The sequence below is a fragment of the Acidovorax sp. NO-1 genome (assembly GCF_000238595.1).
Lineage (GTDB): Bacteria > Pseudomonadota > Gammaproteobacteria > Burkholderiales > Burkholderiaceae_C > Acidovorax.
This window is the reverse complement of the sequence record NZ_AGTS01000083.1, coordinates 26155-40728: the sequence shown is the minus strand read 5'-3', so window position 1 is coordinate 40728 and position 14574 is coordinate 26155. Positions and strand designations below refer to the sequence as shown.

Genomic DNA, 14574 nt, shown 5'->3' with positions numbered 1-14574 from the left:
GACCTGGACCACCACCATGACTATTGACTACAAGGTTGATGCCGACGGCATCGCCACCATCACCTGGGCCATGCAGGACGTGCCGATGAACGTCCTCAACGGGCAATCCATTCCCGCCTTCGCCGACGCCGTGAAGCGTGCCCAAGCGGATTCTGCCGTCAAGGGCGTGGTCGTCACATCCTCCAAGCCCGAATTCATCGCCGGCGCCGACCTCAACATGATGCTCGCCATCACCGACGTGGCCGGCATGATGGACTTTGTCACCCAGTTGCACGCCCTGATGCGCGGCATTGAGAAAAGCGGCAAGCCCTTCGTCGCGGCCCTCAACGGCACCACGCTTGGCGGCGGCTACGAGGTCGCGCTGGCCTGCCACCGACGCATTGCCGCCGACAACCCTAAGGCCCTCATCGGCCTGCCCGAGGTGGCCCTTGGCCTACTGCCGGGCGGAGGCGGCACGCAGCGTCTGCCGCGCATGATCGGCGTGCGCAACGCGCTGCCCTTCCTGCTCGAAGGCAAAAAGCTCGCCCCGAAAAAAGCCCTGGAAGCGGGTCTGGTCGATGAAGTCGTGCCGGCCGACCAACTGCTGGCCCGCGCCAAGCAGTGGCTGCTGACCGACGGTGCCGCTGCCGCTGTTCAGCCCTGGGACCGCAAGGGTTTCAAGCTGCCGGGCGGCGCCGTGCAAAGCCCCATGGGCTACGAAACCTTCACCGCAGGCAACGCCATGCTGCGCGCCAAGACCTTTGGCAACTATCCCGCGCCCGAGGCGATCTTGAACTGCGTCTACAACGGCTGCCAGGTCGACATCGACACCGGCTGCAAGGTCGAGATGCGCGAGTTCGTCAAGCTGACGACCGGCAAAGAGGCCAAGAACATGATTCACTCGCTGTTCTTTGGCATTCCCGCCGCCAGCAAGCTGGCCTCCCGGCCCAAGGGCGTGCCTCAGGCCAGCTACCGCAAGGTCGGCATTCTGGGGGCTGGCATGATGGGCGCGGGCATTGCCTTCGCCGCCGCCGAGGTCGGCATGGAAGTGGTGCTGCTCGACAGCAGCACCGACAGCGCGGCCAAGGGCAAGGCCTACAGCGAGAACCTGTGGAACAAGCGCGTGGCCGCCAAGCGCATGACCGAGGCCGAGCGTGATGCCAAGCTCACCCTGATCAAACCGACCACCGACTTCGCCGACCTGGCAGGCTGTGACATCGTGGTCGAAGCGGTGTTTGAAGACCGCGCCATCAAGGCCGACGTGACGCGCAAGGCCGAGGCGGTGATCGCCCCCGGCGCCATCTTCGCCTCCAACACCTCCACCCTGCCCATCAGCGGGCTGGCCGAGGCGTCCGCACGTCCGGCCAATTTCATCGGCCTGCATTTCTTCTCGCCAGTCGACAAGATGCCGCTGGTGGAGATCATTCGCGGCCAGGCCACCAGTGATGAATGCCTGGCCCGTGCCATGGACTTCGTCAAGGCGATCCTCAAGACGCCCATCGTCGTCAATGACAGCCGCGGCTTCTACACCAGCCGGGTGTTCTCGACCTACGTCGGCGAAGGCCTGGCGCTGCTGGCCGAAGGCGTGAAGCCGGCGCTGATCGACAACGCCGGGCGCATGGCCGGCATGCCGGTGGGGCCGCTGGCGCTGGCCGACGAAGTCTCGCTCGAATTGATGGCGCGCATCCGGAAACAGACCGCCGCCGACCTCGGCAAGGCCTACCAGCGCAGCGCCATCGACGACGTCTGCGACCGCATGGTGGACAAGTTGGGACGACTGGGTAAAAAGACCGGCAAGGGTTTCTACGACTACCCGCAAGATGGCCAGAAGCAACTGTGGGCAGGCCTGGCGCAGGCGTTCCCGCTGGCGGCCACGCAACCCACGGTCGAAGAGGTCAAGCAACGCCTGATGTTCATCCAATCGGTCGAAACCGCGCGCTGCCTCGAAGAAAAAGTGCTGCTGGCGCCCATCGATGCCGATGTCGGCGCGATCCTGGGCTGGGGTTTCCCGGCCTACCTGGGCGGCCCAATCGGCCAGATCCACAGCCTGGGGCTGGCCGCTTTTGTCAAGGCCTGCGAGACCCTGGCCGAGCGGCACGGTGCGCGCTTTGCGCCGCCGCAACTGCTGCGCCGCATGGCCGATCAGGGTGAGCGTTTTTACGACCTGTAAGCAGGCCTGTGACCCCATTCGTTCACTGCGACCTTTCAGCGAGAACCACCCATGCCCGCCATTCAAAGTCAAGTCGACCCGCAGTCAGAGAGCTTCCTGCGCGAGCGCGCACAGATGCTCGCGCTGATCGACAGTTTCCGCACGCTCGAAGACCGTGTGCGCAACACGTCGAACAGCCAAGAAGCCAAGTTCCGCGCCCGCAAGCAGCTGCTGCCGCGTGAGCGCATCGCGCTGCTGCTCGACCGCGGCTCGTCGTGGCTGGAGTTTTCGACCCTGGCCGGCTTCAGGATGCACGACGACGACGGCGAGAAGAACGTGCTGGGGGGCGGGATCATCTGCGGCACCGGGGTGGTGTCGGGCATTCGTTGCGTGGTGATCGCCTCCGACAGCGCGATCAAGGGCGGCACCATCACACCGATGGGCATGAAGAAGAGCCTGCGCGCCGAAGCCATCGCACTGGAGAACAAACTGCCAGTGGTGCGACTGGTCGAGTCCGGCGGCGCCAACCTGATGCATGTGGGCGAGGTGTTCATTGAAGGCGGCCGCGGCTTCGCCAACCAGGCGCGGCTATCGGCCAGGGGCATTCCGCAGGTCTGCGTGATGCACGGCCACTCAACTGCCGGCGGCGCCTACCTTCCGGGCATGTCCGACTATGTGATCATGGTGCGCGGCCGTGCAAAGGCTTTCCTGGCCGGCCCACCCTTGCTAAAAGCCGCCACCGGCGAGATCGCCACCGACGAAGAGCTGGGCGGCGCCGAGATGCACTGTTCGATGTCGGGCGTGGCCGAGTACCTGGCCGAGGACGACGCCGACGGCATCCGCATCGCACGCGACATCTTGGCGCGGCTGCCGTGGAACGACCGCTTGCCGATGCGCGCGGTGAAGATCTGGAAAGAGCCGCGTTATCCGGTCGAGCAACTGGCGGGCGTGGTGCCGGTTGACTTTCGCCAGCCCTACGACATGCGCGAAGTGCTGGCGCGGGTGATCGACGACTCCGACTTCCTCGAATTCAAACCGCTGTACGGCTCCGGCACCGTGTGCGGCCATGGTGCCATCGAGGGATACCCTTGCGGCTTCATCGGCAACAACGGGCCCATTGATCCGCAAGGCGCCACCAAGGCAACCCAGTTCATCCAGTTGTGCTGCCAGTCGGGCACCCCGATCGTCTATCTGCAGAACACCACCGGCTTCATGGTCGGCAAGGATGTGGAGCAGGTCGGAATGATCAAGCATGGCGCCAAGATGATCCAGGCCGTGGCCAATGCCACCGTGCCGCAAATCACCGTGATGACAGGTGCCTCCTTCGGTGCCGGCAACTACGGCATGTGCGGCCGCGCCTACGATCCGCGCTTCGTGTTCGCCTGGCCCAACGCGCGGGTGGCTGTGATGGGCGGCGAGCAGGCCGCCACCGTGATGCGCATCGTCACCGAAGAAAAATTTGCCCGCACTGGCAAGGAGCCACCCGCCGAAACCATGGCCACCATGAAAAGCGAGATCCTGGCACGTTTTGACCTCGAATCGCATTCGCTGTTTGCCACCGCGCGCCTGTGGGACGACGGCATCATCGACCCGCGCGACACCCGCCGCGCGCTCGCCACCACCCTGGCGGTGTGTCGGGAAGCCGGGTTGAGGCCCTTGCTTTCGAACACTTTTGGCGTGGCACGGATGTGAGAACCCTGATGAACTTCACCAAAATCCTGATTGCCAACCGCGGCGAGATCGCCTGCCGGATCATCCGCACGGCCCAGGCGCTGGGCTACCGCACGGTGGCCGTTTACAGCGAAGCCGATGCCCAGGCGCTGCATGTTGCCCTGGCCGACGAGGCCGTGTGCATCGGCCCGGCGCCGGTGCGCGAGAGCTACCTCAACGTTGCGGCGCTGCTGGCGGCGGCGCGCAGCACCGGTGCCGACGCGGTACACCCCGGCTACGGCTTCCTGTCCGAGAACGACGGCTTTGCGCAAGCTTGCCTGGACGCCGGGCTGGTGTTCATCGGCCCGGACCCGCAGGCCATCCTGAAAATGGGCAACAAGGCCGGCGCCAAACGCCTGATGCTGGCGGCGGGCGTGCCCTGCGTGCCGGGCTATCAGGGCATTGACCAGTCCGATGCCACGCTGCTCACGAAGGCTGCCGAGATCGGTTTCCCGATCATGGTCAAGGCGGCGGCGGGCGGTGGCGGGCGAGGCATGCGACTGGTCGAACGCCCGCAAGACCTCGCGGTCGCCCTGGCCAGCGCCCGCTCGGAAGCAGGCAACGCCTTCGGCAGCGAAGAGCTCATCCTGGAGCGCGCGGTGATTGAGCCGCGCCATGTCGAAATCCAGGTCTTTGGCGACCTGCACGGCCACATCATCCACCTGGGCGAACGCGACTGCTCGATCCAGCGCCGGCACCAGAAGGTGTTCGAGGAAGCGCCCTCCCCGGCGGTCACGCCCCAGCTGCGCGAGCAAATGGGCGCGGCGGCGGTGGCGGCTGCGCGCACCGTGAACTACGTCGGCGCCGGCACGGTGGAGTTTCTGCTCGACAGCGAAGGGCGCTTCTACTTTCTGGAGATGAACACACGGCTGCAGGTCGAACACCCGGTGACCGAGTGCATCACCGGACTGGACCTGGTGGCCTGGCAGATCGCCGTGGCCCGTGGCGAGCACTTGCCGCTGACGCAGGAGCAAGTGCACTTGAACGGGCACGCCATCGAAGTGCGCCTGTACGCCGAAGATCCGTACAACGGCTTCCTGCCGCAAAGTGGCGATGTTGCGCTCTGGAGCCCGCCCACGGGCGAAGGCGTGCGCGTTGACCACGGCCTGGCATCGGGTCAGACCGTGAGCCCTCACTACGATCCGATGATCGCCAAGATCATTGCACACGGCGCCACCCGCGACGAAGCCCGGCGACGCCTGATCGGTGCGCTGCAACGCACCCGCCTGCTCGGTCTGCCCCACAACCGTGCCTTCCTCGAAGCCGTGGCCAGCCACCCGGCCTTCGCCGCTGGCGAAACGACCACGGCCTTCATCGCCCATCACTTCGGCGCTGCGGCGCTGGTGCGGCCCCAGCCCGACTCGCTGGCGCTGGCGCTGGCCGGCACGCTGTGGTTTGAAGCCAGCGCCACACCGGTCGCAGCCGCGCTCTGGCGCTCCAGCGGACCGGCACGCTGGCCGATGCTGATCGGCGAGGGCGAACACCGACATGCCGTGCACATCACGGTCACTGGCGCCCACCGCTACACGCTCGAAGTGGGCGCGGCGCTGCACCACGTCACCCTCAGTGGGCGTCAAGGCGAGTGCCTGCACCTGATCGCCGATGGCGTGCAACAGCACGCGGCTGCGGTGTTTGCCGGCGGCGTGTTGCACCTGGAACTGGGCGACCTGAGCGCCAGCTTTGAAGACCTGACCTATGACCCACCGGCCGCAGCTGCAGGCAGCGCGGAATCACGTGTGCTCGCCCCCATGAATGGACGGGTACTGGCCGTTGACGTCCGACCTGGCGACACCGTCACCAAGGGGCAACGCCTGGTGGTGCTCGAAGCCATGAAGATGGAGCACCAACTGCTGGCCCGTCGCGACGGCGTGGTGGACCAAGTGGCGGTGCGCGCTGGCGACCAGGTGGCCACGCGCGCCTTGTTGGTGTCGCTGGTCGAGCAGCCTGATTGAGGCGCGCACCGCCCTGCACGCACGACATCCGCCACACCCACGAGGAGTAATACCCATGCCTGCCGAAACCCTGCCTGCCAAGAGTCCCTTCTATACGCCCGAGCACCTGGCGTTCCGCGATGCGATGCGCCGCTTCGTCGCCCGAGAAATCAGTCCGCACGTGGATGCCTGGGACGAAGCCGAGTCCTTTCCTGTCGATCTGTACCGCAAGGCGGCCGAAATCGGCCTGCTGGGCCTGGGCTTTCCGCAAAGCCATGGCGGCAACAACGGCGACCTGTTCATGACCATCATCGCCGCGCAGGAACTGGCGCGTTGCGGTGCTGGCGGTGTGCTGGCGAGTCTGCTGTCGCACACCATCGGCTGCCCGCCCATCGTCAACGTGGGCAGCGAGGCGCTCCAGCAGCGCGTCTTGCCGCCGGTGCTGCGGGGCGAGAAGATCAGCGCACTCGGCATCACCGAACCCTCCGGCGGTTCGGACGTGGCCAACCTCAAGACCACGGCGCGCCGGGATGGCGACCACTACGTCGTCAACGGCTCGAAAACCTTCATCACCTCCGGCATGCGCGCCGACTTCTACACCGTGGCGGTGCGCACCGGCGGGCCGGGGCCGGGCGGCGTGTCGCTGCTGCTGATCGAGAAAGGCACGCCCGGCTTTACGCAAACGCCCTTGAGAAAAATGGGCTGGTGGTGCTCCGACACCGCCACCCTGTATTTCGACAACTGCCGCGTGCCGGTGGAGAACCTGGTGGGGGTGGAAAACCAGGGCTTCAAAGCCATCATGAAGAATTTCAACCGCGAGCGCATCTTTCTCGCCGCCGGCGCCAACGGTTTTGCCCGTGTCTGCCTGGACGAGGCGCTGGCCTGGTCGCGTGAGCGCGAGATGTTTGGCGGCAAGTTGATCGACCAGCAGGTCACCCGCCACAAACTCGCCGACATGGCCATGCGCGTCGAGGCGACCCAGGCCCTGCTGGAATTGCTCGCCTGGCGCGTCGAAGAGGGCGACACGCCGGTGGGCGAAATCTGCCTGCTGAAAAACCAGGCCACCCAGACCATGGCCTATTGCGCCAGCGAGGCGGTGCAACTGCACGGCGGCGCCGGTTTCATGCGCGGCGTCAAGGTGGAGCGCATTTACCGCGAAGTCAAGGTCAACGCCATCGGTGGCGGCGCCGAAGAAGTGATGCGCGACCTGGCGGCGCGACAGCTTGGGTTTTACGCCTGATCTGGATGGACCTATGAGCCGCTCTCAATCCCCTGAGCAACCCAAGTCGGACCCGGCGCTGCCCGAGGCCATGCGCCTGGCCCTGGCGAACGCGCCAGCGCCTGACTGCGCGCACGGCTTCCCCCGCGCCTGGTGGCGCCACCTCGGCGCCAGCGGCCTGCTCGGCGTGGGCTTCGACAGCGACGGTGGGGCGCCCGTAGCGGACGCCGCGCTGGTCAGTACTGTGGCCGGCATCGTCGCCCGGGAATCCGCCAGTCTGGGGCTGGGCATGGCGTGGATGATGCAGCAAATGCTGGCGCGCTTCGTGCTGGCGCCGAATCTGCGCAGCGACCGGCATCGTGCGCTGCTGCAATCCATAGCGGTCGGCGACACCCTGCTGGCACTCGCGATCTCCGAGCCCGGCACGGGCGCACACCCCAAACACCTGAGCTGCCGTGCGGTGCGGGACGGCGACGAATGGCTTCTTGACGGCCACAAGGCCTTCGTCAGCAACGGCCCGGCCGCCGATGCCATCATCGTGCTGGCCGTCAGCGGCGAACACGAAGGGCGCAAGCGCTTCGATGCCTTCGTCGTTGAAGCCAACACACCGGGGCTGACCCGCGAGCTGGACGACAAAGTGCGCGGACTGGCGCCGCTCGGCCATTGCGGCCTGCGCCTGGTCGGCTGCCGGGTGCCGCAAAGCCAGCGCCTGGGCGAGCTTGGGCAGGCTTTCGACACCATCGCGCGGCCACTGCGCGCGATCGAAGACGCGCTGCTGCTGGGCCCGATGCTCGGCGCCATGCAAGCCGAGCTGGATACCCTGGCACGCTGGTTTCGCCATGCAGCCCGCACGCCGGCTTTGACCCGGGACCTGGGTGGCTTGCAACTCGAACTCGATGCCCTCTCGCCCGTGGCACGCCATGCCGCTCAGCACCTGGACCAGCATGGCCCCAACGAGGCGCTGGCGGCGTTCAACCTGGGCGCGCGCCGCCTGTTTGATCGCTGGCAAGGCACCTGTGAATCCTTTGCCGCAGCCCTGGACGACCATGAACCGGCCCTGCTCACCCTGGCGCGCGACCTGCGCCTGGTGCAGGGCATCGCCCGCAGCATCGCCGAATCCCGGCAATTCCAGGCCGGAGAAACCCTTTTGAAATCAACGACAACCCATGAAATCACTGCACCAAGCCCACTTTGATTCCGTTGACCTAGTCGCCAAAGCCTTCGCCTCGGTCGACTACATCGCCAGCCGCGAAATCTCCACCTCGGTCTATCTGGGCTTCAACCTGGAAAAGCCGATCCTGGTCGAAGGCCCGGCCGGCGTCGGCAAGACCGAACTGGCCAAGGGCATGGCCGAGATTCTCGACGTGCCCCTGATCCGCATGCAGTGTTACGAAGGCCTGGACGAATCCAAGGCTTTGTACGAGTGGAAATACGGCAAGCAATTGCTCTACACGCAACTGCTCAAGGACAAGCTGGGCGAGATGATGCAGGGCGCCGTCGGCCTGGCCGCCTCCATGGACAAGCTGCATGCGCACGACGACCTGTTTTTCAGCGAGCATTTCCTCGAACCGCGCCCGCTCTACCAGGCCTTGCACCAGGAGCGCGGCTGCGTGCTGCTGATCGACGAGATCGACAAGTCCGACCCCGAATTCGAGGCCTTCCTGCTCGAAGTGCTGTCCGACTACCAGGTCTCGGTACCCGAACTCGGCACCATCAAGGCCAAGGTCAAGCCCCTCGTCTTTCTCACCAGCAACAACACGCGCGAAATGAGCGACGCGCTCAAGCGCCGCTGCCTGCACCTGCACATCTCCTTCCCCAAAGCCGCGCTGGAGCGGCGCATCCTGGAGCGGCGCGTGCCCGGCCTGTCGGTAACACTGAACCGGGAGCTGGTGGCCTTCATCCAGGCGGTGCGCCAGTTGGACCTGAAAAAACTGCCCTCGGTCAGCGAAACCATCGACTGGGCCAAGACGCTGCTGCTGCTGCACGCCGAACACCTGAACCTGGACGTGGTGCGCGACACGCTCAATGTCTTCCTCAAGTTCGAGCAAGACATCGCCACCGCCAACGAGCAGATGTCCACCCTGCTGCAACAAGCGCGCAAGGATGCGGAGAGTCCCCGTGCAAGCCACGCTTGAAGACTTTTTCAAGGCGCTGCGCGGCAGCGACCTTGAAATCCATCTCAACGCCCAGGTCGATGCGGCGCGTGCCGTCGAACTGGTGGGTTGGAGCGACCGCGCCCTGCTCAAGAGCGCGCTGGGCACCACGCTGGCCAAGACCACGGTCGACCGCGCCCTGTTCGACGAGGCCTTTGACCGTTTCTTTCGTTTCGGCTCTTTTGAAAACCTGGCAGCCCCTGGCGGCGCGGTCCGGCCCGGCGTCCAACCCGGCGCCGACGCCACACCAGCGCAAGACCCGCCCGAGCAAAGCCCCAAAAACCAGACAGCCACCGGCTCCGGCGGGCCGGGCGGTTGCCAGGGCAGCGGCGGCCAGGCCTTGTCGCAGTTGTTGCTGTCGGGCGACTCGGCGGCGCTGGCCAAGCGCATGCAGGAAGCCGCGCGCGAGGTGGGCCTGACCGACATCTGGTTCTTCACGCAAAAGGGTTTTTACACCCAGAAGATCCAGCAGGCCATGGGCCTGGAACTGCTGGACCGCGAAATCTCTGACGCCAAACGCCAGACGCTGGCGCCCGAGCGCGCCGAGGAGCTTGAACTGGCGCGCAAAAAATTGTTCGAGGAGGTTCGCAATTTTGTCGAACGCAAACTCGCGCTCTTCGGCACGGCCCCGACGCGCCAGTTGCACGACGACTTCCTGCAAACGCAAAAGCTCTCCAACATCGAAAAGCGCGATTTCGCGCGCATGCACGTCATCGTCAGCAAAATCGCCAAGCGGCTGGCTGATCGCCACTCGCGGCGCAAGAAGCAGCGGGTGCGCGGCCAGCTCGACTTCCGCAAGACCCTGCGCAAGAACGCGGCCTACGACGGCGTGATGTTCGAGACCTTCTGGCGCTCCAAGGTGGTGGATCGGCCACGCGTGGTGGCGATCTGCGACGTCAGCGGCTCGGTGCGCCAGTACGCGCGCTTTCTGCTGCTGTTCCTGCACAGCCTGGGCGAGCAGGTCAGCGACGTGCGCAGTTTCGCCTTCACCAACCACCTGGTGGACGTGAGCGACACCTTCGAGCTGCTGCCGGTCGAGCAAGCGGTCGACAAAGTGATGCAGGCCGTGGGCGGCAGCGGCACCGACTACGGTCAAACCCTGCTCGATATTGAAGAACAATTGCTGGGCGACATCGACCGCCGCACCACGGTGCTGATCCTGGGCGACGCGCGCAACAACCGCGGCGAGGCGCATGTCGAGGTCATGAAGCAGCTTTATGAGCGCGCGCGCCGGGTGATCTGGCTCAATCCCGAGCCCACCTCGTTCTGGGGCCTGGGCGATTCGGAGATGAAGCGCTACGCGCCCTATTGCCACATCGCGCGCGAATGCAATTCCCTCACCCACCTGGAAAGCACACTCGACGCCTTGCTGCGCACCCATTCGGCCAGCGCGTAGAGCCCCCATCCCCCGCGCAAGGAACACCGCCATGGCCCGCCCCACCCTGCAACTGCACCCCCGCAAAGAACCGGCCGTGGCGCACCCAGCGGCCACCCTGCTGCTGCTGCGTGACGGAGCGCTGGGCGTCGAAGTGCTGATGACCCGGCGCTCGCCAAACGCCAGCTTCTTGCCCGGCGCCTATGTGTTCCCCGGCGGGCGAGTGGACGCCGACGACCACCAGACACACACGCTGGCGCGCGCCCCCGACGCGGGCGGACGCTACCGCACGGCGGCGCTGGCGGCGCTGCGGGAAACCTTCGAGGAACTGGGCATCCTGCTGGCCGTGCAGGCCGATGGCAGGCCCATCACCCGCACCCACCTTCAAGCGCTGGACCGCAGCCGGGCGCTGTACCCGCAACTGCAAGCCCAGGGCTGGTCACTGGCGGTCGATCAGGCGCGCATGCTGGCCTGCTGGACCACGGACCGCAGCGTGCCCAAGCGTTTCGACACCGTCTTCTTCGCTGCGCTGATGCCCGACCAGCAGGAACCGGTGGCCGACGAAATGGAGCAGTTCGAGCCGGTCTGGGTCCGGCCCCAGGATGCGCTGGCGCAGCACCAGGCCGGCAACTTCTTCATGATCTTCCCCACCATCCGCACCCTGCACTGGCTGTCGGCCTTCGAACAGGCCGGGCAGGCCCTGGCGGCCTGCACCGAGGACGAACCACTGTGGAACTCCACCCCCCGTGGTGGTCTGGTCGGCGGTCAACCGCAGCGCTTCATGGAGCAGGACCTGCCCTACGCCGAGCTCGCGCTGGTGTGCCCATCCGGACAACTGGAACATGCGCTGGACTGGCAGCACGAACGGCCGGTGCCCCTGCTGCGGAACCTGCATCGCCTCACCGCCCCCAACGCCAGCGTCATGACCGGCCCCGGCACCAACAGCTACATCGTGGGTGACGCGGCCAGTGGCTACATCGTCATCGATCCGGGCCCCTTGCTGAACGACCATATCGAGCGCCTGCTGGCGTTCACGGCGGGCCAGATCACGGCCATCGTCTGCACCCACTCGCACGCCGACCACTCCCCCGCCGCACGGCCGCTGGCCCAGGCCTGCGCCCGCCTGACGGGCCGTACGCCGCCCGTGCTGGGCCTGGCCAGCGCCGCCACCGCCCGCTCCACAGCAGCCTTCGCCCCCGACCGCGCGCTGGCCGACGGCGAGCGCCTGATGCTGCACGATGGCGAGCACCACAGCACCCTGCGCGTGGTCCATACCCCAGGGCACGCCGCCAACCACCTCTGCCTCATCCTCGAAGAAGACGGTCTGCTGTTCTCGGGCGACCACATTCTCAGCGGCAGCACCACCATCATCGACCCGCCCGACGGCGACATGAGCGCCTACCTCGATTCGCTGGACCGCCTGGCGCAGGCCTGCGAAGAGGACGGTATCGAATTCATCCTGCCGGCGCACGGCCACGTCATCGGCTGGGCGGCGCAGTCCATTGCGCAGCTCAAGGCGCACCGCCTGCGGCGCGAGGCCAAGGTGCTGGCGGCCATGCGCGCCGTCCCGCAAGGCAGCCTGGACGACTGGCTGCCACTCGCCTATGACGACACGCCCGCAGCGCTCTGGCCACTGGCGCGCCGTTCGTTGGCGGCCCATGTGCAACGCATCGAACAACTGGCGATGCTTTGAATCCCCTACGATTTTTAAACAAGCCTCAGGAACCCCATATGAATGCCAACGCCCCCCACCTTGACCGCATCGCCGCTTACAAGAAAAGCTGGAACGACAACCCCTTTCTGAAGGCGCAAGGGCTGGAAGTGGAAGAAACAGGCGTGGGCAGAGCTATTGTGCGACTGCCCAAAGCCCTCCCCACCCAACGCGGCGGCGGCGGTTCGGACACAGTGATCAATGGCGGCGTCATCTCCTATATGTTTGACGGCGCGCTGGGCTGGGCCATCATCTCCTCGCTGCTGGACATGCCTGAGGCGGCCGACATTGACCCCTTCGAGCTGCGCCAGTTCACGATCAACCTCGACATCACCTTCCTCAACGCTGCCTTGGGCGATAGCTTTGAGGCGCGCGGCAAGGTGGTGCGCATCAGCCGCACGACTGCATTTGCAGAGGGGGAGTTCCTGGATGCCCATGGCACAGTCTGCGCCACAGCCAAAGGTATCTGGCGCGTGTTCTGGCCACGCAGTCTTGCCACCACCCCGCGCTGACCCCACTCCCCCAATCAACTGGAGACATTCATGAAAAAAGACACCCTTCGCATTGGCAGCGCCTCGGGCTTCTGGGGCGACTCTGAGTTCGCCGCCGCCCAACTGGTGCAGCGCGGCAACATCGACGTCCTGGTGTTCGACTACCTGGCCGAAATCACCATGTCGCTGCTCAGCCGCGCCAAGGCCAAAGACCCGGCACTGGGCTATGCACCGGATTTCGTGACCACCCTCCAGCCCCTGATGAAGGAACTGAAGTTGCGCGGCATCAAGGTCATTGCCAACGCGGGCGGCGTCAACCCGTCCGCCTGCCGCGCCGCGCTGGTGGCGGCAGCCCAGGCCAAAGGTGTCGATCTGAAAATCGCCGCCGTTCTGGGTGACGACCTGATGCCGCAGGTGGAAGCACTGCGCGCAGCCGGCACCCAGGAGATGTTCGCAGGTAGCCCGTTTCCGCAAAAGGTCATGAGCGCCAACGCCTATCTGGGTGCCTTCCCGATTGCGGCCGCGCTGGCGGCCGGCGCCGACATCGTGGTCACTGGCCGCTGCGTCGACAGCGCGGTCACGCTGGCGCCGCTGATCCATGCCTTTGGCTGGACCGTCGCCGACCACGATCTGCTCGCGCAGGGCAGCCTGGCCGGTCACCTGATCGAGTGCGGCACGCAGGCCACCGGCGGCAACTACACCGACTGGGACACGGTACCGGGCTGGGACGACATGGGTTTTCCCGTCGCCGAGTGCCGCGCCGACGGCAGCTTCATCATCACCAAGCCCGAAGGCACGGGCGGGCTGGTCTGCCCCTCCACGGTAGGCGAGCAGATGGTCTATGAAATCGGCGACCCGCGCGCCTACATCCTGCCCGATGTGGTGTGCGACTTTACCGGCGTGACACTGACGCAGGTCGGCCCCGACCGCGTCGAGGTCAAGGGCGCGCGCGGCCTGCCGCCGACCGACCAGGCCAAGGCCAGCATCACCTACGCCGACGGCTTTCGGGCCATGAGCCTGTTCATGATCGGCGGCATCGATGCCGGCGCCAAGGCGCAGCGCGTGGGCGCCGCCATGCTGGCGCGCATGCGGCGCCACTATGCGCAGCGCGGTTGGCCCGACTTCACCGAAACCTGTGTCGAGGCCATCGGCGCCGAAGACACCTACGGCCCCCACGCGCGGCCCGATGCGCGCGAAGTGATGCTCAAGGTCGGCGTGCGCCACCCGGTCAAGGACGCGCTCGAACTGTTTTCGCGCGAAGTGGCGCCGCTGGCCCTGATGTCGGCACCGGCCATCACCGGTTTCACCGGCGGCCGGCCCAAGGTGCAGCCGGTGGTGCGGCTGTTCTCCTGCCTGGTACCCAAGGCACAGGTGGCCGCCAGCATCGACATGGGCGACCAGACCGTGGCGGCACCGCCATGGCACGGCCAGGCGTTTGATCCGGCGACCCTGCCCCAGGTCGACGGCCCGCTGCCTGACGCCGACGCCTATGCGCGCGGCACGCGGATAGTGCCGCTGGTGAAGCTGGCCTGGGGCCGCAGTGGCGACAAGGGCGACGCCGCCAACATCGGCATCTTGGCGCGCAAGCCCGCTTACCTGCCTTTCATCCGCGCCGCCCTGAGCGAGCAGGCGGTGGCGGCCTGGTTCGCCCACCTCGTCAAGGGCAGCGTGCAGCGCTTTGATCTGCCTGGCACGCACGCGCTGAATTTTCTGATGCACGAAGCCCTGGGCGGCGGCGGCATCGCTTCGGTTCGTATGGACTCGCAGGGCAAAGCCTTTGCGCAGATGCTGCTCGATTTTCCGGTACCCATTCCAGCCGACATGGCTCTTTGAGAACGTTCACCCACTAACCCAAG

10 protein-coding genes are annotated in these 14574 nt (G+C 66.2%); all 10 read left to right on the top strand.

Annotated features, from left to right (window positions below):
- Positions 1 to 16 precede the first annotated feature (16 nt).
- Genes KYG_RS13030 through KYG_RS12985 form a run of 10 tightly spaced genes read left to right on the top strand, consistent with a single transcriptional unit; the run spans position 17 to position 14551 of the window.
- Positions 17 to 2149, top strand: a complete 2133-nt coding sequence (locus KYG_RS13030; RefSeq protein WP_008905375.1) for a 3-hydroxyacyl-CoA dehydrogenase NAD-binding domain-containing protein — start codon at positions 17 to 19, stop codon at positions 2147 to 2149.
- Between the two features lie 51 nt (positions 2150 to 2200).
- Positions 2201 to 3820 (top strand): acyl-CoA carboxylase subunit beta, encoded by a 1620-nt coding sequence (locus KYG_RS13025; RefSeq protein WP_008905374.1) that lies wholly within the window; start codon positions 2201 to 2203, stop codon positions 3818 to 3820.
- A gap of 8 nt (positions 3821 to 3828) precedes the next feature.
- Positions 3829 to 5790 (top strand): acetyl/propionyl/methylcrotonyl-CoA carboxylase subunit alpha, encoded by a 1962-nt coding sequence (locus KYG_RS13020; protein WP_008905373.1) that lies wholly within the window; start codon positions 3829 to 3831, stop codon positions 5788 to 5790.
- A 55-nt stretch (positions 5791 to 5845) separates the two neighbouring features.
- A complete protein-coding gene (locus KYG_RS13015) occupies positions 5846 to 7009 on the top strand; it encodes an acyl-CoA dehydrogenase family protein (protein ID WP_008905372.1) in 1164 nt (387 codons plus the stop codon).
- A gap of 13 nt (positions 7010 to 7022) precedes the next feature.
- Positions 7023 to 8183: an acyl-CoA dehydrogenase family protein gene (locus KYG_RS23325; protein ID WP_008905371.1), complete on the top strand. Its 1161-nt coding sequence runs from the start codon at positions 7023 to 7025 to the stop codon at positions 8181 to 8183.
- Positions 8155 to 9123, top strand: a complete 969-nt coding sequence (locus KYG_RS13005; protein ID WP_008905370.1) for a MoxR family ATPase — start codon at positions 8155 to 8157, stop codon at positions 9121 to 9123. Before KYG_RS23325 ends, KYG_RS13005 begins: the two co-directional genes overlap by 29 nt.
- Complete coding sequence (locus tag KYG_RS13000) at positions 9107 to 10537, top strand: VWA domain-containing protein (RefSeq protein ID WP_008905369.1); 1431 nt, start codon at positions 9107 to 9109, stop codon at positions 10535 to 10537. Before KYG_RS13005 ends, KYG_RS13000 begins: the two co-directional genes overlap by 17 nt.
- A 31-nt stretch (positions 10538 to 10568) precedes the next feature.
- Positions 10569 to 12209, top strand: a complete 1641-nt coding sequence (locus tag KYG_RS12995; protein ID WP_008905368.1) for an MBL fold metallo-hydrolase — start codon at positions 10569 to 10571, stop codon at positions 12207 to 12209.
- Between the two features lie 38 nt (positions 12210 to 12247).
- A complete protein-coding gene (locus KYG_RS12990; protein WP_008905367.1) occupies positions 12248 to 12739 on the top strand; it encodes a PaaI family thioesterase in 492 nt (163 codons plus the stop codon).
- A 30-nt stretch (positions 12740 to 12769) separates the two neighbouring features.
- A complete protein-coding gene (locus KYG_RS12985; protein WP_008905366.1) occupies positions 12770 to 14551 on the top strand; it encodes an acyclic terpene utilization AtuA family protein in 1782 nt (593 codons plus the stop codon).
- Positions 14552 to 14574 lie beyond the last annotated feature (23 nt).